15 protein-coding genes are annotated in these 21,083 nt (G+C 48.8%); 3 read left to right on the top strand and 12 right to left on the bottom strand.

Going from position 1 to position 21,083, the window contains the following annotated elements; genetic code table 11:
- The 3 genes from pgmB to ACJ2PR_RS04610 form a co-directional block, all read right to left on the bottom strand.
- Nucleotides 1-765 (bottom strand): beta-phosphoglucomutase (gene pgmB, locus ACJ2PR_RS04620; RefSeq protein ID WP_446876109.1); only part of this gene is annotated, 765 nt, incomplete at its 3' end.
- Nucleotides 762-3,008 carry a glycoside hydrolase family 65 protein gene (locus tag ACJ2PR_RS04615; protein WP_446876108.1) on the bottom strand — a complete coding sequence of 749 codons (2,247 nt, stop codon included), beginning with the start codon at nt 3,006-3,008 and terminating at the stop codon, nt 762-764. The genes pgmB and ACJ2PR_RS04615, both read right to left, overlap by 4 nt.
- A gap of 400 nt (nt 3,009-3,408) precedes the next feature.
- Entirely contained in the window at nt 3,409-5,814 is a 2,406-nt protein-coding gene (locus tag ACJ2PR_RS04610; protein WP_446876107.1) for a sucrose synthase, read from the bottom strand.
- A gap of 828 nt (nt 5,815-6,642) precedes the next feature.
- Between ACJ2PR_RS04610 and ACJ2PR_RS04605 the strand changes: the two genes are divergently transcribed.
- The gene (locus ACJ2PR_RS04605; RefSeq protein ID WP_446861283.1) at nt 6,643-7,218 is read left to right on the top strand and encodes an HdeD family acid-resistance protein; all 576 of its coding nucleotides are present in this window, start codon (nt 6,643-6,645) and stop codon (nt 7,216-7,218) included.
- A 108-nt stretch (nt 7,219-7,326) separates the two neighbouring features.
- Here the strand turns inward: ACJ2PR_RS04605 and ACJ2PR_RS04600 are convergent, their stop codons facing one another.
- Nucleotides 7,327-7,599 carry a hypothetical protein gene (locus ACJ2PR_RS04600; protein ID WP_446876106.1) on the bottom strand — a complete coding sequence of 91 codons (273 nt, stop codon included), beginning with the start codon at nt 7,597-7,599 and terminating at the stop codon, nt 7,327-7,329.
- A 340-nt stretch (nt 7,600-7,939) separates the two neighbouring features.
- Complete coding sequence (gene msrB / locus ACJ2PR_RS04595; RefSeq protein WP_446870469.1) at nt 7,940-8,347, bottom strand: peptide-methionine (R)-S-oxide reductase MsrB; 408 nt, start codon at nt 8,345-8,347, stop codon at nt 7,940-7,942.
- 354 nt (nt 8,348-8,701) lie between these two features.
- On the opposite strand from msrB, the gene ACJ2PR_RS04590 reads away from it, so the two are divergent.
- Entirely contained in the window at nt 8,702-9,676 is a 975-nt protein-coding gene (locus ACJ2PR_RS04590; RefSeq protein WP_446876104.1) for a hypothetical protein, read from the top strand.
- A 354-nt stretch (nt 9,677-10,030) separates the two neighbouring features.
- Here the strand turns inward: ACJ2PR_RS04590 and ACJ2PR_RS04585 are convergent, their stop codons facing one another.
- The 6 genes from ACJ2PR_RS04585 to ACJ2PR_RS04560 all read right to left on the bottom strand — a co-directional run bounded on the left by ACJ2PR_RS04585 (nt 10,031) and on the right by ACJ2PR_RS04560 (nt 19,085).
- Entirely contained in the window at nt 10,031-11,194 is a 1,164-nt protein-coding gene (locus ACJ2PR_RS04585; protein WP_446876103.1) for an MbnH family di-heme enzyme, read from the bottom strand.
- Complete coding sequence (locus ACJ2PR_RS04580; RefSeq protein WP_446876101.1) at nt 11,187-12,089, bottom strand: MbnP family copper-binding protein; 903 nt, start codon at nt 12,087-12,089, stop codon at nt 11,187-11,189. Before ACJ2PR_RS04580 ends, ACJ2PR_RS04585 begins: the two co-directional genes overlap by 8 nt.
- Before the next feature lie 43 nt (nt 12,090-12,132).
- On the bottom strand, nt 12,133-14,613 hold the full coding sequence (locus tag ACJ2PR_RS04575) for a TonB-dependent receptor domain-containing protein (RefSeq protein ID WP_446876100.1): 2,481 nt from the start codon (nt 14,611-14,613) through the stop codon (nt 12,133-12,135).
- Between the two features lie 38 nt (nt 14,614-14,651).
- Nucleotides 14,652-17,162 carry a TonB-dependent receptor domain-containing protein gene (locus ACJ2PR_RS04570; protein ID WP_446876098.1) on the bottom strand — a complete coding sequence of 837 codons (2,511 nt, stop codon included), beginning with the start codon at nt 17,160-17,162 and terminating at the stop codon, nt 14,652-14,654.
- Between the two features lie 147 nt (nt 17,163-17,309).
- On the bottom strand, nt 17,310-17,540 hold the full coding sequence (locus tag ACJ2PR_RS04565; protein WP_446861291.1) for a LapA family protein: 231 nt from the start codon (nt 17,538-17,540) through the stop codon (nt 17,310-17,312).
- Nucleotides 17,541-17,648: 108 nt separating this feature from the next.
- A complete protein-coding gene (locus ACJ2PR_RS04560; RefSeq protein ID WP_446876097.1) occupies nt 17,649-19,085 on the bottom strand; it encodes a phosphoglucomutase/phosphomannomutase family protein in 1,437 nt (478 codons plus the stop codon).
- A 116-nt stretch (nt 19,086-19,201) separates the two neighbouring features.
- On the opposite strand from ACJ2PR_RS04560, the gene ACJ2PR_RS04555 reads away from it, so the two are divergent.
- On the top strand, nt 19,202-19,630 hold the full coding sequence (locus ACJ2PR_RS04555) for an NUDIX hydrolase (protein WP_446861293.1): 429 nt from the start codon (nt 19,202-19,204) through the stop codon (nt 19,628-19,630).
- Between the two features lie 80 nt (nt 19,631-19,710).
- Here the strand turns inward: ACJ2PR_RS04555 and ACJ2PR_RS04550 are convergent, their stop codons facing one another.
- Complete coding sequence (locus tag ACJ2PR_RS04550) at nt 19,711-20,703, bottom strand: ribose-phosphate pyrophosphokinase (protein ID WP_446870478.1); 993 nt, start codon at nt 20,701-20,703, stop codon at nt 19,711-19,713.
- Between the last annotated feature and the right edge of the window lie 380 nt (nt 20,704-21,083).

Here is a 21,083-nt window from a genome sequence, read left to right as displayed (position 1 = left end):
ACGAAAGTCTGCGCTCCTACGGCGTGATCGCTGCTTAATTTTGTCCGAAGTGTTGCTACTCGCGACGTTCGCTAATTTTGTTCGTAAGTTTAACCATTTGATGCCTTCAAGACTGGGTAACACGACATGGGCCGACCCGACGCGATCGCTGGGCCCCAATCCGACCGCCCACATTCCCGCCGCGATCGCGGCCTCGATTCCCGCCGCTGCGTCTTCGATCACGACACACTGAAACGGCTGTAACCCAATCTCATTAGCCGCAAAGAGAAACAGATCCGGTGCAGGTTTGGGATTTTGCACACTGTAGCCATCGGCGATCGCATCGATTCGATCGACAATGCCCAGTTTCTCAATCACGGTACGAGCATTTTTGCTGGCCGATCCTAATGCTGTTTTGATTCCGGCTTGCCTGAGTTCGTCTAATAGCTCTAGCGATCCCGGAAGTAGATCGGCTGGAGTCACTTCTTTGATCGATTCGACGTAGTTTTTGTTTTTGCGCTCCATCATCTCCTGGATTTGCGCTTCTGTATACGATCGGTTCCCAATGATGTGCATTAACGATTCACGACGAGACACACCTCGCAGCGCTTCATTCGCTTGACGATCGAAGGGCAACCCCTCTTCATCAGCTAATCGTTGCCACGATCGATAGTGATATTCTGCGGTGTCGGTCAACACGCCATCTAGATCAAAAATCACGCCCTGAATGTCAAAAGGATGGGGCAAAGGGGCAGAATTCGTCAGAGAATTGTCCGATGGAGTCATGATTTCACCTGCTGAATTACGGGTTCTGAACTGCTGGTCGTTGCATTCGTCAGATCAAATTCGTGCCATTCACCGCGCCAGTGTAGTTTGAATTTTAATCGCGTCCAATTGGGAGGCAAGTGAGGGTTGACGATCGGCCCATCTTCAGTCAACTTTACCCCCGCAAATCCCCAAATTACCGCTTGCCAAATGCCCCCCGCAGACGCTCCGTGAATCCCTTCGGCGGCATTGCCGCGCACATCTTCGAGATCGACCATTGCGGCCTGCATAAAGCGATCGTAAGCTTCTTGCGGATCACCCAAATCAGACGCGAGAATGGCATGAATCGCTGGGCCAAGCGAGGAGCCATAGGTAATATCGGTGCGCGGGGCGTAGTAGTCCCAATTTTTCTGCAAGATCTCCAGATTGTAGGGAAACTCTTGAGATTGACGCATCAGATACAGCAGCATCAATACGTCGGGCTGTTTGAGAACTTGACGCTTGTTAGCGCCATCAATGCCCAAAATGGACTGCATGGATTTTGTGCGCGGCTCATAGTCTGCTAAGTTGATGTCTTCGAGGGCAAAAAAGCCGTCAAACTCTTCAATCAAGCCCGTCTTTTTGTCATAGGGAATGGAGATGTTTTTGACAATATCTTCCCAACGCGATCGCCGCTCTGAAGTCAGTTGTAATTTTTGCTGTAGCTCGATCGCTTTGTCGGGGTAGGTGTGAAACAGCCAATCAAAGACATAGATTGCTTTTTCTAGATTCCACTGAGCCATCCGATTGGTGAATGCGCTGTTGTGTACGTCGTGTTCGTGATATTCATCGGCTCCGATTACTTCTCGGATTTCATAGTATTCTTTTTTGGTATTCCACTCAACGCGACTTCTCCAGAACACCGCCGTATCTAAAATCAATTCCGCCCCACAATCGCGCATCCATTCATCGTCGCCTGTTGCTTTCCAGTAATACCACGTTGCATACGAGATATCTGCGCTGATGTGAATCTCCCGATCGCGGCACCAAATTCGGATATCTTCGGCATAAGGGTCAGTCGGCAACGCCCAGCGAGGCGTGACTTCATCCCCCGTATCGGCACTTTCCCAGGCAAACATCGCCCCTTTGTAGCCATAGTAGGCCGCTTTGCGTCGCGCTCCGGCCAGGGTGTGGTAGCGATAGGTGAGCAGATTTTTAGCGATCGCGGGCTGCGTATAAGTAAAAAAGGGCAGCAGGAAAATCTCGGTATCCCAAAAGACGTGACCTCGATAACCAAAGCCAGAGAGCGTTTTTGCAGGAATGCTAACGCGATCGTCCTGTTGAGGAGCCGCAATCAATAGCTGAAACAGGTTGTAACGAATCGCGAGTTGTGCTCTGGTGTCGCCTTCGATCACGACATCGCTGGTTTGCCACACCTGACTCCAGGCCTGCTCGTGGGCTTTGAGTAATTGATCATAAGGCGGCAAGTCGGCCAATTTTGTTTGAGCCGCTTGAGCAGGCGATTCGACCTCTCTAGAGGTGAAAACCGTGATCACATTTTCGACGGTCACCGTCTGCCCATCTGCTGCCATAAATCCAGAAGTCAGGGTGGGATAACCGGGAACGCTCGTCACCTGTAACGACGCTTCTGCCCCAGAGATCGTCATTCCTGAAGCCATCCCTAACTCAATTCTCGAACTGCGAGTCCGCACCTGGAGCCACACCCCCTGATCAGCTTTGCCCTGATTGAGCCATTCCCAGTGATTAAAGCCCTGATTTTCGGGATAGCCATTCATACTCGCCTGGACTTCGATATAGCCACTAAAGTCGATCGGCGTGATCTGACAGCGCAAAGCCAACACATTCTGGTCAGCCAAACTCGCAAATCGCTCAAACTTCAACTCGATCGTCTTGCCATTGGGACTGCGCCACCGCACCGATCGACTCAACAAACCTCGCCTCACATCCAACTGTCGCTCATAGCTCAAAATTTCTCCCTGCTCCAGGCGAAACCGCTCTCCATTGAGGCTCACCGACAAAGGCAGCCAATCGGGACAGTTGACCAACTCGGTGTACATCACAGGCACACTGTCATAAACGCCATGAATCAGCGTCGAAGGAGTCGCACGAGGGTAGCCTTCCTCAAAGGTGCCGCGGGTGCCGACGTAGCCATTGCCGATCGTAAAGACGGTTTCTCTGGCGTGTAGTTGGTCAGGAATCCATTGAGTTTCGATCAATGTCCAATCGGTGTATCTGAGGGCAGGAGATTGATCTGGAGTGTTCATGAGCAGGGCTTGATCGACTTGGGGAGGGGGAGATTGGGTCTGCATATCGTCACGGGGGAAGGAATGGGCTGTCAATTTAACGTCTGAACGTCTGTTTTCAGGAAGTTTTTTTGCGTTGGAATTCGGTTTTTGTCCTCGATCGGGCGTGTTAGAGAACTTCAAGCCTGGGGTTCTGATTCAAAGTTCTCACTAGCGAAGGAATTTAGGCAGCTTTCCATGTTGTGCAGTTGCAGCGCTAGTCTTCTAAAAGTCACGCCAATCTAGAAAGGGTTGATTGTGTTCTGTGCTACTGAGGTCGTGAAACTTTTTCTATTGTCCCTCTCCCCCCGGCGGTTGTTGTACTTTCATTCAGAACTTAAGACTTGTTTTTGTTTTGGTAGACAACTTAACACTGATGACTTCATCGCTGCTTGTGCTGTTCCAAGATCAGGTCGGCTCTCGGCTTATAAAGCAGATGAAATAACGCTTCCAGGTATCGCATCAGAGGTTCGCGACTGTCACGAGAAATGTAGCTGCCAAATCCGTAAACTTTGGCGATCACCAACAATCGCTCTGTGTGTAATCGCCAATTATACTGTTCGCGAATGCGATGGATGGATTTGTCGGATAGTGTTTTCCATGCCATAGCGTCAGCGTCACACTGTTGGAGAAACTGCAAGATTTTTTGAGTGCTGGATTCAAAGTCGGTGGGATTGATCAAAAAGCCGTTTTCTTCGTCCTGAATGATTTCTACGGCTCCGCCAAACTCAGTGGCAAAGGTCGGTAAGCCAGAGATCATCGCTTCTAAAATGGTGCGTCCAAACGCCTCAAATCGCGCAAAATGCACAAAAATCCCGCCTTTGTCCGCGATCGCTCGATACACTTCTCCCAAATCTTCACTGGGGAGCCGAATGCCAATCCACCGCAGGCGATCGTGAAGCTGATAGTGGTCGATCAGGTGATGCAGCTTTGCAATTTCGTCCGCTTCTTCGGGACTTTTTGCGGCTGAGGCATGTATTTTGTTGGTGACTAAAATCAGATTGCACTTATCTTGAAGTTCCTGATTTTTGGCGAAGCATTCCACTAATCCCGCAAGATTTTTGATGGCATTTATGGGAGAAACGGCCAGCATCGATCGCTTCTCAGAATTTTGCAAATTGCCCAAAATGTCATCGGATTGACGCTGAAAGATTAAGTCTTGAATGCGCGTACAGTTGCGTCGCTCTTCTGTCTGAGTGTAAGGGAAGAAAAACGTCTCATTTACTCCCGGTGGCACTCGATTAAACTTGGGATGAAAGAGATTAACCCCATCGACGACGTGATAAAGCTGAGGCATCGTAAAACACTTGTAGGATTCGTACTGCCCTACCGTTTCAGGCGTTCCGACGATTTCTTGATACGACGATGTGATCACAAAGTCTGCCGCATTCATGCTGATCAAATCGGCGGTAAATTGAGCCGAAAAATGATACTGATCCTCTAAATCTTGCCAATAAAGATTGCTGAATAAGTATTTAGGTTTCTCTAAAGAATGAGCAATATTGCAGTGCAGCGTTTTGAGCCGACGCGCTAATAGAAATGCCACCAAATTACCATCGGTGTAGTTACCAATAATTAGATTGGGACGACCCTGTAATTGTTTGAGCAGTTCGGCTTCGGCATCTAGCGCAAAGCTTTCTAGATAAGGGAAGATTTCAAATTTAGAAATCCAATTTTGAGTGACGTTGGGGTTAAATTCTTGAAAGGGCACCCGGAGAATCCAGCCGTGCTCTGTCCCATCGATTTTTTCTAAGCGCAGCCCACACTGAGTGCCTTCACAATTGGGAATGAGCCGCGTCAAAATCACCACCTGGGGTTGGATTCCCAGCAAATCGAGTCCTGCAATCTGAATGTCTTCTCGCAGCTTATTTTCTAGACTCCGGGCTTGATCCAACACATAAGCCACCTGTCCGGCGGTTTCGGGTCGCCCCAGCACACTTTCTTGTCCCACCCACCCATGCACCGAGACCAGCACCACTCGAAAAATCGCAGGCACACGAGACACAAATGCCTCTAAGATTGCGGGTTGGGGACTGTCAATCAAGCGATCGAGCAGTTCTAATGTTTCGCAGGTTCGCCCGATCGTATTGCCCCATCCTGGCTCCAGTCCCATTTCTTGCAGCTTGGGGTGAAAGTCGGCATAGGCCGCATCCGGATCATGAAGTCGTAAAAATCGCAGCGCTTGTTGAACCTGTTCGCGAAGTTTTTGTCCGTTGTGAATGCGATCGTTGACCAGCAGCGGAATGTCATTATATTGACGCAAGTGCAGCGCTTCAAACAGTGCGTCTAACCAGTATTGAGGATTGGTCTGCAACTCATCACACAGATAATGATTGAGAAACTCTAGCCCCTGACCAATGGTGCGCGGGTCGCTAATTTCAGGACTATCTTTGTAAAACGCACTGACATCTAGCTCAAAAATCTGAGGCTGGGCCCGATTGACTAGGCGATCGCGCGCTTCGAGGAGTGCTTGGGGGGTCATGCGTTCAGCTTTTTCGAGGTCTGCATCCCAGCGCCAGATCTGTTGGCTGGCAATCCAGGGGCGCACGATTAGCCAGATGTTGTCGCTTTCTAGCATGATCTCGTGAGTGTGATGAATCAGCTTACCTAGCGACGAGGCGCGATAAAAGTAACCTGGTTTTTGCGATCGATGACAATAATCTGCAAACGCTAAAAGGATTTCATTCCTCAAAAAGTAACGGTTCCCCGATTCGCTCAGGGCTTCGATCAGTTGGCGTAGCGCGATTTTTTCTTCGCTATTTAAGACCGCTTGGACGACTTCATACATGGCAAATTTCCAAATGTGAACAAGTGCTAGACCTGTGATATCGCAGCGTTGGGCAGGTCTATGTGATTATTTTGTCTACCCTCTGACTTTGCGGAGGTTTCTCAACGACGGCTATTCTAAGTTAGGAACAAATACAATTTTCCACCTCTATCGGTAGATGCAATTCCCTCTAAAGAAAGATTGACTTGTGTTTTTTCAGATATCGTGGGTGAGCAAAAATCAAAGCTTAAATTTCTTAACTAAAATTCCTTAAGAATCTCATACCAACGCTTTGCAAAGCTGTACATTTTTTCTAATCTCCCTTATACCAAATCAACCAACAAATGATACTCATAAAAAATCAGTTGATTAACCGATTTCTATCTCTCAGATTTGAAAAAAACCTATCAGGGAAGCCGTTTCAAAGTCCCCCAAAATGGGGGATTTAGGGGGCGAGGATCTGTATCAGTAACTAGTGAATTTGGTACTAGAAGTCCATCGTGTATACATAAGTCGTTAATCGCTTCGTTTCAGTCGGCTTCAGCCCCCTAAATCCCCCACGAGTGAGGGACTTTGAACCCTTAAGAAATTGCTTGAACTGTAAAAATCTTTCTACTCAAAGTTACCCAAAATGGGGGATGTAGGGGGCGGAACATCTTGGCAATGACTGATCAATCCGCTTGTCTGTACACGGTAGCCTTTAGAAAGAGGGAAAGTAAAAGGCAACCGATCGTCAAAACGAGATCAGCCCCGATCGTAACGTTGAGTCTATCTTAGGGTTGTATTAAATCTCAAAAAAACTCTCTAAGTTATAAAAGCAAATCCAATCACTATAGGAGAAACTTTTGTATGACGACGAATGTTACAGATATCAAGACGGATCTTCAAAAGCAGAATCGGGGTTCGATTTGGATTGGGGTGCTGCTGATTGTATTTGGAATTTTGGCGATCGCACTACCTTCTGTTTCCACTATTTTTGCTGAAACATGGGTGGCTTTGATTGTGCTTTCTGCTGGATTTGCTAAGTTTGGCTATGCATTTCAGACACGCACTCAGGGCGGCTTTATTTGGAAGCTTTTGCTCAGTCTGCTCTACATTGGCACGGGCATCATGTTGTTTGTCAATCCATTCACCGGGATTTTGACGCTGACGATTTTGTTAGGTAGCTTCTTGTTAACAGAAGGTGTTTTTGAGATCATCCTGGCCTTTCGTTTGCGTCCTCAACACAACTGGACTTGGGCCCTTGGGAATGGCATTGTCACGCTGTTGTTGGGCGGCATGATCTGGTTTCAGTTTCCCTTTGATGCGCCCTGGTTACTGGGGACTTTGGTGGGATCAAGTGTACTGTTTACCGGAATCTCACGAGTGATGCTGGCACTCAATCCTCCGTCAGCTTTGAATTCTGATCAGGCGGCCTCTGTGTAAAAAAGCTGTTGTAAAAGCTTCATCTTTAATTGATTTTTCATAACGGGTAACGGGGTAGTGAGCGATCGGGTTGTAATACCTGGCTCATTACCCTTTACGTTTAATGATCTATAACTTATGAGAATCAACTTTCCATAAGCGCTCTAGAGTTGCCATCTGACGATGCAGTACAATTGTTCGATATTTGCGATAGCCCATCACAGGCAAAACAAATAAAAAAGGAAGTACCAGCGCGATCGTTCCTCCGATCACTAGCCCTGTGTCATTGGGTGATGAAGTTGAATTGGCAGCAGGGGGAGCGATCGTATGCATATTGTTTGAACTAATCGGCCTCCAACAGAATGGATATTGCCGCCGTGAACACTGTAGAGAATCAGTCATAACACGCTCTTGATAAGGTTGCTAAAGTAAGTTCGGTCAATTTGTCCAGTCCGTTATTCAGCACTTCTGCGCCTCACCCGTCAAAAATAGGGAACCTATATCAGTTGGCTAAATAATCTTCTGGTTCAAAGTCCCCCAGCATTAGAGGATTTAGGGGCAGCCCGGATTAATCACCGCAGCGAAAGCATTCCATCGAATTCACGTCAAATAGGATTGCTATACGATCGACGTTGCGAATGGTGCTATTCACAAAATAAAACTCACAAAATAAAACCCAACACCTGATTAAGGCATTGGGTCTCATAATTAACCGCCCCTTTTAGAGAGGCTCAAACCGTTGTTAAGCGGGGACAAACTTCAGAGAGACACCATTCATACAGTAGCGATCGCCCGTCGGTCTGGGCCCATCCTTGAACACATGCCCCAAATGTCCACCACAACGACGACAATGAACTTCAACACGAGTCATAAAGAGACTGCGATCGGTGGTCGTTTCAATAGCCCCTTCGATCGGAGCATAAAAGCTAGGCCAACCCGTTCCGCTATTAAACTTGGTCTCTGATGTAAAGAGCGGCAACTCACACCCAGAACAAACAAATTGCCCTTCCCCATACTCTTTATCTAAGGGACTGGTGCCCGCCCGTTCTGTGCCATGCTTTCTCAGCACTTGAAACTGTTCGGGGGTGAGCAGCTTGCGCCATTCATCATCAGTTTTTGTAATTTCAAATTCGTGATTAGTTGCAGCCATGTCTGGTGATTTCCTGTTTAAATAATGGGATGACAAAACCATTCCAGCGATCGTCGTACTACCGATTAGCAAGGTTCGTCTTCTCATGTCTCGATCGTATCGCATTCTCGTAAGTCTTGCTGTGTCGTTCTATCAGAAGGATTGGTGCAAAGGATTTTTAGAATTTTGGGTGGGGCGATCGTGTTGGTCGGATGCAGCATTATAAATTCCTTCGCTGCGGCTGCATATTCAGAAAGCCTCCTTGTAGGGTAGGTTGAGCCAGCAAAACGCACCCTGCTCAATCTCTCCCTGATTTCCCAGATATCGGCTGCTTCAGCATAGAATGAGTAGGATCGCTTTTACGTGCAACCCGGCATGACCCCCAGCAAACTGACTGATTCTGATAAGCGCCAAATTGTTGAACTGTATCGTCAGCCTGGAGAGACAACGCTCACTCTGGCAGGTCAATATGGTGTCAGCAACACAACCATTAGTCGCATCCTCAAAAGCAGCCTGTCCGCCGAGGAGTATGACGGTCTAATCCAACAAAAGCGGGCGGCCTCTCGCAATCAGTCTGATACGGCTCGTCCAGTCGAAGAAGCACCCGTCCAGGGGAGCATTCTCGAAGTCACTCCTGCGGTCGAACCCGAAGAAGTCGTATTAGAGGAGCCATTAGAGGAGCCATCGATCGAGCTTGCTGCTTCCGTTCCCTTAGTTTCTCCGTCGGGCAGAACGACCCCCGCTCCGATTCGGCGATCGCGCAAACGATCTTCGGCGGAAGCAGAGGTCGCTGAGAACGAATCGATCGAGCCTGAACCGACTCCAGCCCCCAAAGTTTTGCCCACCCTCAAAGAACCGACAGTCGCCGCCGCAGCTATTTTGGATGACGATTTAAGGGCGGGCAGCATCTTAGATGAAGAAGAGGACGACCTTGATGACCTCGAAGACGACTTAGAAGAAGGTCTCGACGACGATGACGACGACGATTTGGACGATGAAACCTCGGTCATGCCAGCCCTTCAGTTGAGCGCCACTGAGTTTATTCGCGTCTTGCCCCTGACCGAAGCTGCGATACCTAGAACGTGCTATTTGGTCGTCGATCGCTCTGCCGAATTAATCGCCCGTCCGCTTAGAGAATTTGGTGAACTGGGACAGATTCCTTCGGAAGAAACTCAAGAAAAAACGCTGCCTGTGTTTGATAACCATCGAGTTGCCAAGCGATTTTCTAACATTCGCACTCAGAGAGTGATCAAAATTCCTGACAGCCGAATTCTGCAAAAAACCGCTCCCCATTTGCAAGCCAAAGGCATTACGCGGCTCTTGATCGATGGGCAGGTGTATGCGCTCTAGACAAAACGGAGTTTTTTGCAGCGGCAGAGTTTCAGATTCGCTCCTCTGCTGCTTATCCGTGGTTAATCAACTTGAAAGTGGCGATCGCCTCAAACATCCTGAATTCGAGCGGCTTTGTGCGATGTTAAAAGAATGGAAGCGATCGCAGGAGTCGTTTACGCGGAATTTCCACTGCGATTTTACTTTCAAGCCCATAGAAGAGCCGCGAAAATAACTGAGAAAATTGGCGTTGCTGATTGTGTAATGGAAAATCTACTGTAAGGGTAGCGCCCCTGTGCCTACCCTGGGCTTTCGGGCAACCACGGGGGGATTGCCCCTACATTCAATCATTCATCATTCAGCAACACCAGAAAATTAACTTGGACTGGGATCACTTAAGGCTGGATTGTGGATAAATGATTCATCCGTCAAGCTGTGCAAGAACGCCAGCAGATCTTGTTTCTCTGTCTCGGTGAGTTCAAATCCAGAAATAAAGTGGCTTTTGAACGGATTTTCACGGCCGACTCCTGCATTTTCTCCATGATTCAGCGTTCGTCCACCAACATGGTAATGCTCAATCACCTCTTCTAGCGTGGCAATACTGCCGTCGTGCATGTAGGGAGCCGTGAGCGCAATATTTCGCAGGGTGGGAGCTTTGAATCGACCCATATCAGAGGGCTGTCGAGTGATTTCATAGACTCCAGTATTGTTGGCTGGAAAGGCTCCTTTGCCGTCGATGTTGTAGAGTCCGGTATTGTGGAAGGCAATCTCCGTAAAAGCCAGACGTTCATGCTTGACTGAATCTGAGAAATTGAGTCCACCGTGGCAGTGAAAGCACTCTAGCCGTTCGCTGTGAAACAACTTCTCGCCTCGTTTAGCCGATGCAGAAATTGCGTTTTTACTGCCGCCAAACCGATAGCGATCGTAGGGCGAATCAAACGAAATCAAACTACGCTCAAAAGATGCCAATGCTTTCGTGAGATTGCTGAGATTAATGGTGCGATCGTCGCCCCCAAATGCTGCTGCGAAAAGCTTTCGGTAAGTTGGATCTTGGCGCAGCATTGCCAGAATTTGCGCTTCTTTACCAACCATGCCTAGCTCGACTGGATGTTCGCCAAACATGGGAACTAGCGCCTGAGTTTCCAGTCGGGTCATCAGAGGATTTGCCCAGGTTAGCACTGAGTTATAAGCAATGTTAGCGAGACTCATGGAGTTGCGGGGATGCTTTTCTCCGGTTGCTCCAACTCCTACCAGTTTGCCATCCGTGAAGGCAAGTTTTTGCTCGTGGCAGGAGGCACAAGAATGAGTTCCGGTGATTGAGAGGCGCTTTTCATAAAATAAATGCCGCCCCAACTCCACTTTGTCAGCCGTCATCGGATTGTCGGCAGGAACTACAGGTTTTGGCAATCCAGCAGGTAAATTCCACTCGTAGGGCTTGGGGGTGGCGAGTGCTTGACTCAGACTAATTGCAAATAGAAACGCGATCGCCAGGATGACGACCCGCCCGACGCTTCGGCTATTCTTGAATCTCTTACTCAACACGGAAGAAGGTTTGTGTAACCGCAGGTTTACTCATAAAGGGTAACCCAAGATTTGCCATGATGCCGACACAGTTGCGATCGTCGGGTTCAGACATGCAGCCTGGGGCAGTTTTGGGTTGATTCTGGTTCAAATTAGTGGTTGTGACTAGTTGTGTTAGATCAGCCACGACTAGATTTTTGGCGGGATCAAAGCGAGTCAGCACGATCGTAGCTCGGTTCGGAAAATCACATCGGGAGGGTTTCTCACTAGCAGTTCCAGCCTGACATCCTGCACTGCCTAGATGGATCGGGAACCCGCTGGATGCTTCGCCGCCTTGTCCCTGATGCTTCTGACGACCGCCCATCGGAGCCATTGTCGGACTTTGTAGGTCAATGCGGGCAAACTTATAGCCAAACTGCCAGTTCCACCACAGTCCGGTCAAGTTGAGGGGCGAGGGAGCGAGAGCAGAATCTGCATGGTTTAATTCAAATGGAAGTCCGAGCGTGAACTTCGCCCCAGTGTACTTGCCTTTGGGAACAGTGCCAACAATGCGATCGCGCATCTCAGTTGTGCCATTCACACAGGCTCCCATTTTGTTTTCAAAGTCCAATAGCGCCACGTTCTGGTATTGCCACTTGTTATCTTGTTCTAGGGTGAGGGGAACAGCTTTACCCCTATCATCAATCAGTGCGACCTCCGACACGTAAAAGCGAAAGTCAGAGAGCGTCTGGTTTGCAGCAGGTTTACCAAGGCTATAGTTTGAGCCACAAGCAAAGGGCTGTTTGCCAACTTTGGCTGCAAATCGAATGGCGATCGGTTGAGTTTCAGCAGAGATCGCAGGAACTCCCATGACTACGGTGAGCAGGGAAACACTGACCGCTAGCATGATAGTTGATTGTGGAGTAGACTTCATTGACTTTGACACCTTCAACTCAAGTTTACTGGACGTTTTCTAGTTAAAAAGTAGCTTGAATCTGGAAACCAAACAACCGTCGATCGCCAAACGTGGCTAATGGTTCCGCACCCAGAAATGCACCGTTGAGATAGCGTTTATCAAACAGATTGTTGACGTAGAAATAAATGGCGTATTTTTTCCATTCGTAACCGACACGAGCATTGACTAACAGATAGGGATCTTGCTGGAGCGTATTCGTATCATTAAAAAACGTGGTGCCATATCCCTGCAATTCTACTCTGCCAAAAATACTATTCCGACGATATTGCACCGCTAGATTGTAAGTATATTCAGGCGCGTAGGTCAGCTTGTTGCCCGTGAGATTTTCTCTACTCAGTGGGTTGGTATAGTTTGTGAATCTGGCGTTGGTCGTTCCCAGCCCTGCGATTAGTTCTAGGCTCTCGATCGGTCTAGCGCGAAGTTCTAATTCGATACCGTTGGTCTTGACTTCTGCATTAGCAATGTCCTGAAACAGCCGATTCTGACTGGCAATCAAGACTTGATAATCAGAAACGTTTGTCCAATAAGCGGCAAAACTCGCGCTGAGACGGTTCTCAAACCAGGATGATTTTGCGCCGACTTCATAGCTCCACGATCGCTCTGGGCTTAACGCCAACAGGATTGGATCGGCTGCCCGAAAGTTTTGGGTACTCGGTTTTGCCCCCCGTGCAATGCTCCCGTAGACCGCTAGATTGGGGCTGAGGCGATAGGTTGCCGCAAACTTGGGCAGCACTACATCGTCTTCTACTTCGGATTTTCTGGGCAGTAGGCTCTGTGAAAGGATAGTACCATCGGGTCTGATGAAGATGCGATCGCGATCCAATTCACTCCGATTTTTCTCATATCTTAAGCCTGTCGTCAGCGTCAAGGGTTCAATCGGCTTAAATTCAATCTGTCCAAATACGGCGTAAGTCGTTTGGTCAAAATTCGCGGTCGTTTCGCTTGTCCCTGCGGGTAGTCTGAGAACAGTCGCACCGAAAGGCGTTGTCTCAGTTGCTGACGGATCAATGTTGAACGATCGAGACTGAAGATAGCCTCCCAATAGCCACTGGAACCGATCCGCCGTTTTGGGTGATTGCAATCGCAGTTCTTGACTCCAAATCGTAGAATCGACGGCAAATACTCCGCGTTGCAAGTCTCTCAAACTGTTGTCAACATCATTGAGATAACTGATCTCTGAATAGTTTCGCGCACTGATCGACGTAAATCGAAAGCTTGATCCCTCATAAGCGACTTTAAGCGCTTGAGTATTGATCGATGAATCGGAGCGACCTGGCACATTACGCGCCCTAGTGAAGGGATTTGCTTGGTTAATGGGGACAAAAGTTTGATCGCCATCTCGGTTTGCAGCCGCATTGGTATTAAACGAAATGCTCCACGCTTTATCTGGAGTCCAGAGCAGATTAAGCCGTCCTGCTAGACTCGACTGTGCATTTGCGTCTTCCTGTAGATTGGTATCTTTTGTGAATCCATCGCGGGCATTGTAGGCACCAGAGAGGCGAAAGGCGAATTTGTCAGGCACGATCGCATCACTGAGCGACAGTTGAACGCGCCGTTGATTGAAGTTGCCATAGCCGCCGCCAATGCGGATCTCTGGGAAATTGGTGGGTGGACGGCTAACAATATTAATCACGCCCGCCTGACTCCCGCGTCCGTATAGCGTCCCTTGCGGCCCTCGCAAGATCTCCACTCGCTCTAGATCAAACAGTTCGCCGGGAAGAAATTGGTGAAGATACTCATAGGGCACATCATCCAGGTAAAAGCTAATCGCGTCGCGAGTTAAAAAGTTACTGTTGCCGAGTCCGCGAATCGTTTGAAAGCCAAAGGTGCGATCGCCCGATCGTGAGAAGAAGTTGGGTGTGTTGACGGCAATGCCGCGAATCGATCGCACATTGGCATCTTCAAGTTCCTGTCGTTGCAGCACTGTTAAACTAATCGGAACATTCTGCGGATTTTGCGGCGTTTTTTGGGCCGTCACTACCACTTCTTCTTCCGGTGATTCAGCAACTGGAGTAACACTGAGAACCAGCCCTGATTGCGCCTGGACAACCGTTCCTTTGGGTAAGCCATCAATTCCCGTCACCGTCACTTGCACTGTATTGTCAGTATTCGCGCTCACTTCAACGGTTGCGATCCCGGCGATCGGATTTTCTCGCCGGAATGTTTGTCCATCAGACAACTGCAATTGAGCATTGGGAACTTCAACTATCAAACGGTCATTTTGAACAGACGTTGAACCTTGGAGAAGTTCTCCCCCCGCCGTCTCCAGGATGATTTCTAAACCACTTTGGGTTGGGTTTAACTGTATTCCTGTGATGCGAACAATCTCTATTACGGGTGCTGCTTGAGTTAGCCATTCCTGAATGCTGGTGGCTGCACGCGGTAGATCTTTGACTCGCGGAATCTGTGCATTTGCAGGCTGGGCTTTGAAGCACAACAATCCAATCGTAATCAGGTAGATGAACCTATTGAATCTAATCATTTTTCGCACTTTAGAATATCTCATCTGCTGTCTTTGCTCTAAAAAGTCGATCGCACTTGAAACCCAAAGGTGCGGCGATCGCCATAGGAAGCCAGGTCAGCAAAAAATCCAGTAAAAGCAGTAGTGATGTATTCTTTATCAAACAAGTTGTTGACAAAAAAGTAGATGCCCCCGCCCTTCCACTCATACCCAATCCGAGTATTCACCAGCGAAAAGGGATCTTGCTTCAGGGTATTGGAATCGTTGAAGAAGTAAGTGCCAACTCCTTGTAGATCCACTCTGCCAAAAAAGCCGCCGGGGCTGCGGTACTGCGCTCCCAAGTTAAAGGTAAATTCAGGGGCGTAGGTGAGCTTATTGCCGTTAAAATTTTGTCCTGTAAATGGGTTGGTGTAGCGCGTGAATCGAGCATTGGTGTAGCCAAACCCCGCAATCAGATCCAGCCCTTGCAGCAGTTTGGCATTGATTTCTAGCTCTACTCCATTAGTTTTGACACCGCCATTGGCAATCAGCGTCGAAAGCCCTATCCCATCAGTCAAAAGAATCTGATAATCATCCACATCGCTCCAAAAGACCGCCAAGTTTGCCGTGAGGCGATTGTTTAGCAAAGTGGATTTTAGCCCCACTTCGTAGCTCCACAGCTTTTCTGGACGCACTAGCAGCGTAGTCGGATCGTTGGAGGCGTAGTTTTGAGTGCCTGGTTTGTAGCCGCGTGAGGCACTGCCATAGACCATCACTGCCGGACTGAGACGATACTGCGCGGCAAATCGTGGCAAGACAATATTGCCATCGGTCACCGAGTCACTAAGCAGCAACCCAGTTGGCGTTTCACCCAGAACTGGATCGGTAAACGAACTGCTGCGGTTTAGGTTGTCTCGGAAGGTTTCATAGCGTAAGCCTGCCGTCAGAGTCAGTGCTTCTAGGGGCTGGATATCAATCTGTCCGAAGACGGCGTAGGTGCGTTGATCAAATCGGGCATCGGTGCGATCGATTCCAATCGGAAATCCCAGCGGCTCAACCAGAGGGGTATACTCAGTCGAGAGAAGTAAGTCAAGCGATCGCGATTGATAATAGCCTCCCAATAACCAGCGAAACTGCTTGGCGGTCTGGGGCGACTGTAGCCGAATCTCCTGGCTCCAAATGGTAGAAGGAATATCTCCGCGACCGCGAATTAGATCGTCTGGCGTGTAATCGGCATCTGCTGTGTAGCTCAGACTAGTCTGATTGCGAGCCGTAATTGAGGTAACGTTTACCCCAGACCCTTCATATGCAATTTTGAGTGACTGAGTGTTGATAGAAACATTTAACGAACCGGGAATATTGCTGGCGCTTTGAAAGCGATCGCGCTGGGTAATTGGGACGAATGTATTATCACCATCGTTGTTGCGACCACCATTTGCGTTAAAGGAAATTGCCCACTCCTTAGAAGGAGTCCACAGAATATTGGCCCGTCCAAACAAGGAGTCTTGATCATTGGCATCTTCACCCAGCAAGACATTCTTGGTGAAGCCATCCCGCGCACTGTAAGAGCCAGATAGCCGGAAACCCAGTGTATCTTTGATTACGGCATCACTCAGCGATAAAGATGCTTGACGCTGATTAAAATTTCCATAGCCTGCACCAATCCGCACTTCAGGGAAATTGGTCGGCGGACGGCTGATCACATTGATCACACCTGCTTGACTACTGCGCCCATACAGAGTGCCTTGAGGCCCACGCAGCACCTCGACTCGTTCTAAATCAAACAACTCACCGGGCAAGAATTGATGAATATTTTCGTAGGGCACATCATCCAGATAAAAACTGATTGCGTCTCTAACCAGATAGTTGCTATTGCCTAACCCGCGAATCGTCTGAAAATTGGCACCGCGATCGCCCGTGCTAGTAAAAAAGTTTGGAGTCTGGGCTGCCACATCTCGGACAGAACTGACATCGGCATCCTCAATCTGCGCTCTAGTCAGCGTTGTCAAACTAATGGGTACGTCTTGTTGGAGTTCGGGGCGCTTTTGGGCAGTCACTACGACTTCCTCTTCAGGCTCGACAGGCGTGACGGCTAACACTAAACCCGCTTGCGCTGGCACGATCGAAGCTGTTGGTGCATCCTGGCTTCCAGTGATTTGAATTTGAACGGTAGTTGGCGTTTTTTGCAGAATGTCTACTCGATCAATTTCTAGAATCGGCTGACTTGCCTGAAATCTCTGCCCTTCTGGAAGCGCTAGTACAGTATTTTCGAGTTCAGCTACGATCGCCTTTCCCTGACGAGTGAATCGAGGCTGCAAGGCTTGTCCGGTGGAAGTTTCCAGGCGAAGTTCTAGTCCTTGATCTGAAGGCCTCAGTTGAACTCGGATAATCCGAATCGGTTCAGTTTGTGCTAACCAAGTTTTAACGTCTGTCGCGTAAGGACGATCGAACTCTTTGAGACGAAGAATCGTGGAAGATGCCTTGCTCGGATGCTCTGCTAAAGAGGCAATTTGTGCATTTGCAGACGGAATCTTGCATAAGCAAGCGAATCCAACAATGCCCAGAGACGAAAATGATAGAACCTTGACCATTTCACACCACAGTTAGCAAATAATGTGACTCTAGAGGCAAGGAATTGCTCTCGCACACACTCGCTTATGAATACCGTGACGAAAATATAATTGTCAAAAGACAAGCTGTCGTAGTTTAAAGAAAAGAGTCTCTAACGAACATGTCCATTAATCATCGTCTGGCGGATTAGAGAAACCGAGGAGAGGTTGAGCGATCGCCGTTCCCAAAACCCCAATCCCTGCACTAAAGGCTAGAACCAGTCCAAACGGAATTTCGATGAGCTGAAAATTGAGAAATCGCAGCGCCACCGGAGTCGCATTCTGAACGGAAATCAGAGCGATCGCCACAATCCAAACGGCGACGATCGTGGCAGTGAGCAAAGAAGCAAGAGATCTCATAGGATTCTAAGTTTTACAATGTCTCCTTGGGCTGGCAACGGATTTAGAACGAGTCAAAAAATCTTTGCTCCATTCATTCGTTTTGTATCCGCTGCCAGACGCTTTGATCTAGACGCGAACTGCCTCGATCTGATGAATCATTTTCTCCATGTATTCAGAGAGTTGAGTCATCTTTTCTGGGGAGGTCGTTTCCATGTAAACGCGAATCAGAGGTTCGGTTCCGGACGGCCGCAACAGCACCCAACTGCCTTCTTCGAGGTAGAGTTTGATGCCATCTTTACGCCCGACTTCTTTGACTCCAATGCCCGCGATGCTAGACGGAGGATTTTTGGTAAAAGATTCCAAAACGGCTGTCTTATGCTCGTTGGTCAGGTGCATATCCAATCGATGGTTGTAGAGCGGGCCGCCTGCTTCAGCGATCGCTTCAGCCACCAATTGACTCAAGGGTTTGCCCTCGTAGGCGATCGCTTCGGCAACCAGCATATCTGCCAACACGCCATCTTTTTCGGGAATGTGACCGATGATGCTGAGTCCGCCCGATTCTTCACCGCCGATCAAGACAGCCGTTTCGCGCATCTTTTCGCCCACGTACTTAAAGCCGACGGCCGTTTCGTACAGGTCTAGCCCATATTTGGCGGCGAAATTGTCGAGTAAGTGTGTTGTGGCGACTGTCCGAACGATCGCGCCTCGCTTGCCTTTATTTTTGACAAGATGCCGCGCCAGCAAAAGCAAAACGGTGTTGGGCGTGAGAAACGTTCCTTGCTCATCCACGATGCCAAAGCGATCGCTGTCTCCATCGGTCGCCAGTCCTACGTCAGCGTGATCCTTCTTGACCGCTTCGACCAGTCCGACTAGCTGTTCGCCTTTGGGTTCGGGCATTCCGCCACCAAATAGCACATCGCGATACGTGTGGAAGCTTTCAGTTTCGCAGCCGCAGTGATCCAAAACAGTGTCTAGATAGCCGCGAGATGTGGAATAAAGCGCGTCATATTTAACTTTTAGCTTGGCATTGCGAATGCGATCGACATCCAGCAAGCTGTAAATAAACTCCAAATAAGCAGGCTTGGGGTCAAAGGTTGAAATCTTATCCGCACTTTTGCCACTGGGCGGCGCATCCGAAGCACTTTCGAGATTGGCGACGATCGTATCTGTGATCTGCGTAGTGGCCGGGCCAGCATAATCGGGAATGTACTTGATCCCACAGTAAGGCGCAGGATTGTGACTCGCCGTAAACATCAGCGCCCCCGCCGAATTGAGGTGACGAGCATTGTAAGCAATCACCGGAGTCGGGCAATCGCGATCAACCACCTGCACCGTCCAGCCCAGGTCTGCCAAAACGCCCGCCGACGTGTGAGCAAATTGGTCAGCCAAAAAGCGCGTGTCATAACTAATCAGCACCGGACGATCTTTTGAGTAGGCAGTTTCGAGATAACTGGCGATCGCGCGGGTCACTTTACAAACATTAGCGAACGTGAAGTCGTCGGCGATAATGCCGCGCCAGCCATCCGTTCCGAATTTGATCTTTGAATTACTACCTAAACTCATAGCTCACACTTCTCATAACTTAGTTTCAATGGTACTAGAAGGCTTTCACGAAAAGGCTAGTTCGTCGCTGAAGTTTATCAAGTGTCGGTTTATTGGGGTCAAGGAGGCAGAACTGCATGAACAAAAAGCCAGAAATTCGTCCGTTGGTGCTGGGCTGGGTGGTGTCAAGCGATCGCCTTCTGGTTGCGGGAGCCTACGATAAAGTCAAAAAAGACTACTTTTACCGATGTTTGGGGGGAGGAGTTGACTTTTGTGAAACCAGTGAAGCAGCGCTCAGGCGAGAGTTTTTAGAAGAAATTCAGGCAGAAGTGACCAATATTCAATATCTCGGCTTTACAGAAAATTTGTTCACTTACAATGGCAAGCCGGGGCATGAATGGATTCAGTTTTATCAGTGTGATTTAGTTGATCCCAGGTTTTACCAACAAACAGAAATTCGCGGAATCGAGGGCAAAACCAAATTTGTCGCGCAGTGGGTGGAGTGCGATCGCTTCCGCAACAAAGAACTACACTTGGTTCCTGAAGTTTGCCTTCAATACCTTTAAAGCGCAAAAAGGGACGCTACAGCCAACGTCCCTCAAAAATCATTAGACTGCGATCTCTTCGAGTTAACCGCACAGGGTCACTACCGAAACATACTACTCACCGAGCTATCTTCGTGAATCCGCCAAATGGTTTCGCCCAGCAGATTAGCCACCGAGAGAACCGTCAGTTGCGGAAAGCGATTTTCTGGCTCAACGGGAATCGTATTCGTGACGATCACCTCTTCCAAAACGCCGCTCGATAGACGCTCGATCGCCGGGGGCGAAAACACCGCATGAGTCGCGCAAGCATAAACCTGACGGGCACCCTGTTCGCGCAGCAGTTTTGCACCCTCCGTAATCGTGCCAGCCGTATCGATCATGTCGTCTACCAGCACCGCAGTTTTGCCCCTGACATCCCCGATCACATTCATCACCTCAGCAATGTTGTGTGCCTGACGGCGTTTGTCAATAATTGCCAGCGGCGCGTCATCCAGCTTTTTGGCAAAGGCTCGCGCACGAGCAACTCCACCGACATCAGGAGACACCACAACGATATCAGGAAGCTGCTTTTTGGCGAGATAGTCCAACAAAACAGGCGATCCATAGACATGATCGAGCGGCACATCAAAATAACCCTGAATCTGAGACGAGTGCAGATCCATTGCCAAGACTCGGCTGGCACCCGCTTGCGTAATTAAGTTGGCTGACAGCTTGGCCGTAATCGACTCTCGACCAGCGGTTTTGCGATCGGCTCGTGCGTATCCATAATAGGGAATCACCGCCGTAATTTGTCTTGCCGAAGCTCGACGACAGGCATCCACCATGATCATCAATTCCATTAAATGATCATTGACTGGACGGCAGGTAGGTTGGATCAGATAGACATCACAGCCCCGAATCGATTCTTGAATCTGAATATATAGCTCGCCATCGGCAAACCGTTTTCGCACCATTGGACTGAGATCCATGCCCAGATAACGAGCCACCTCTTGCGAGAGCGGAACGTTAGCAGAGCCAGATAAAAGGCGTAGACGATTGTTGTCAGGAATGGACGGCAGACCAGACGGAGCAATTAGAGTTGCAGAACGGATCACATCAAGCCCTCGAACACGTTCACCGCAATCTTATCACCGAGGCTTAGAAACATCGCCCCAGATTTCGCTGATTTAAAGTATTTATTAACACCCAAAAGCATTGGCAATCGCTGAATTTGCGCTGAATTTGAACAGTAAAATGCTGATGCTGTTAGAAAGCTGACCAGAGCGATCGCACCTTTCTTCAATCGAGAGAGCGATTCACTTTGGGCGATTTGTTAGCCAGCAGTTGTTCAGTCGATTTGTATTTAACGTCACTTATTCTGCCAAATTTAGCGAATAACTGCAATCAAATTCTTTAATGTTGTGAGAATTTGATGAATCGGAGTTTCCGGTATCAAAACAATTGCTTTTGAGTGAGAAATATGCTGCTTTAATCC

This window comes from Phormidesmis sp. 146-33 (assembly GCF_052939515.1).
The sequence above is the reverse complement of the archived record's forward strand: the minus strand, read 5'-3'. Positions and strand labels throughout refer to the sequence as shown.

Coding starts and splice junctions, on each gene's coding strand:
- ACJ2PR_RS04615 (WP_446876108.1), bottom strand. CDS start 3,008: ATGAACACTCCAGATCAATCTCCTGCCCTCAGATACACCGATTGGACA.
- ACJ2PR_RS04610 (WP_446876107.1), bottom strand. CDS start 5,814: ATGTATGAAGTCGTCCAAGCGGTCTTAAATAGCGAAGAAAAAATCGCG.
- ACJ2PR_RS04605 (WP_446861283.1), top strand. CDS start 6,643: ATGACGACGAATGTTACAGATATCAAGACGGATCTTCAAAAGCAGAAT.
- ACJ2PR_RS04600 (WP_446876106.1), bottom strand. CDS start 7,599: ATGACTGATTCTCTACAGTGTTCACGGCGGCAATATCCATTCTGTTGG.
- msrB (WP_446870469.1), bottom strand. CDS start 8,347: ATGGCTGCAACTAATCACGAATTTGAAATTACAAAAACTGATGATGAA.
- ACJ2PR_RS04590 (WP_446876104.1), top strand. CDS start 8,702: ATGACCCCCAGCAAACTGACTGATTCTGATAAGCGCCAAATTGTTGAA.
- ACJ2PR_RS04580 (WP_446876101.1), bottom strand. CDS start 12,089: ATGAAGTCTACTCCACAATCAACTATCATGCTAGCGGTCAGTGTTTCC.
- ACJ2PR_RS04575 (WP_446876100.1), bottom strand. CDS start 14,613: ATGATTAGATTCAATAGGTTCATCTACCTGATTACGATTGGATTGTTG.
- ACJ2PR_RS04570 (WP_446876098.1), bottom strand. CDS start 17,162: ATGGTCAAGGTTCTATCATTTTCGTCTCTGGGCATTGTTGGATTCGCT.
- ACJ2PR_RS04565 (WP_446861291.1), bottom strand. CDS start 17,540: ATGAGATCTCTTGCTTCTTTGCTCACTGCCACGATCGTCGCCGTTTGG.
- ACJ2PR_RS04560 (WP_446876097.1), bottom strand. CDS start 19,085: ATGAGTTTAGGTAGTAATTCAAAGATCAAATTCGGAACGGATGGCTGG.
- ACJ2PR_RS04555 (WP_446861293.1), top strand. CDS start 19,202: ATGAACAAAAAGCCAGAAATTCGTCCGTTGGTGCTGGGCTGGGTGGTG.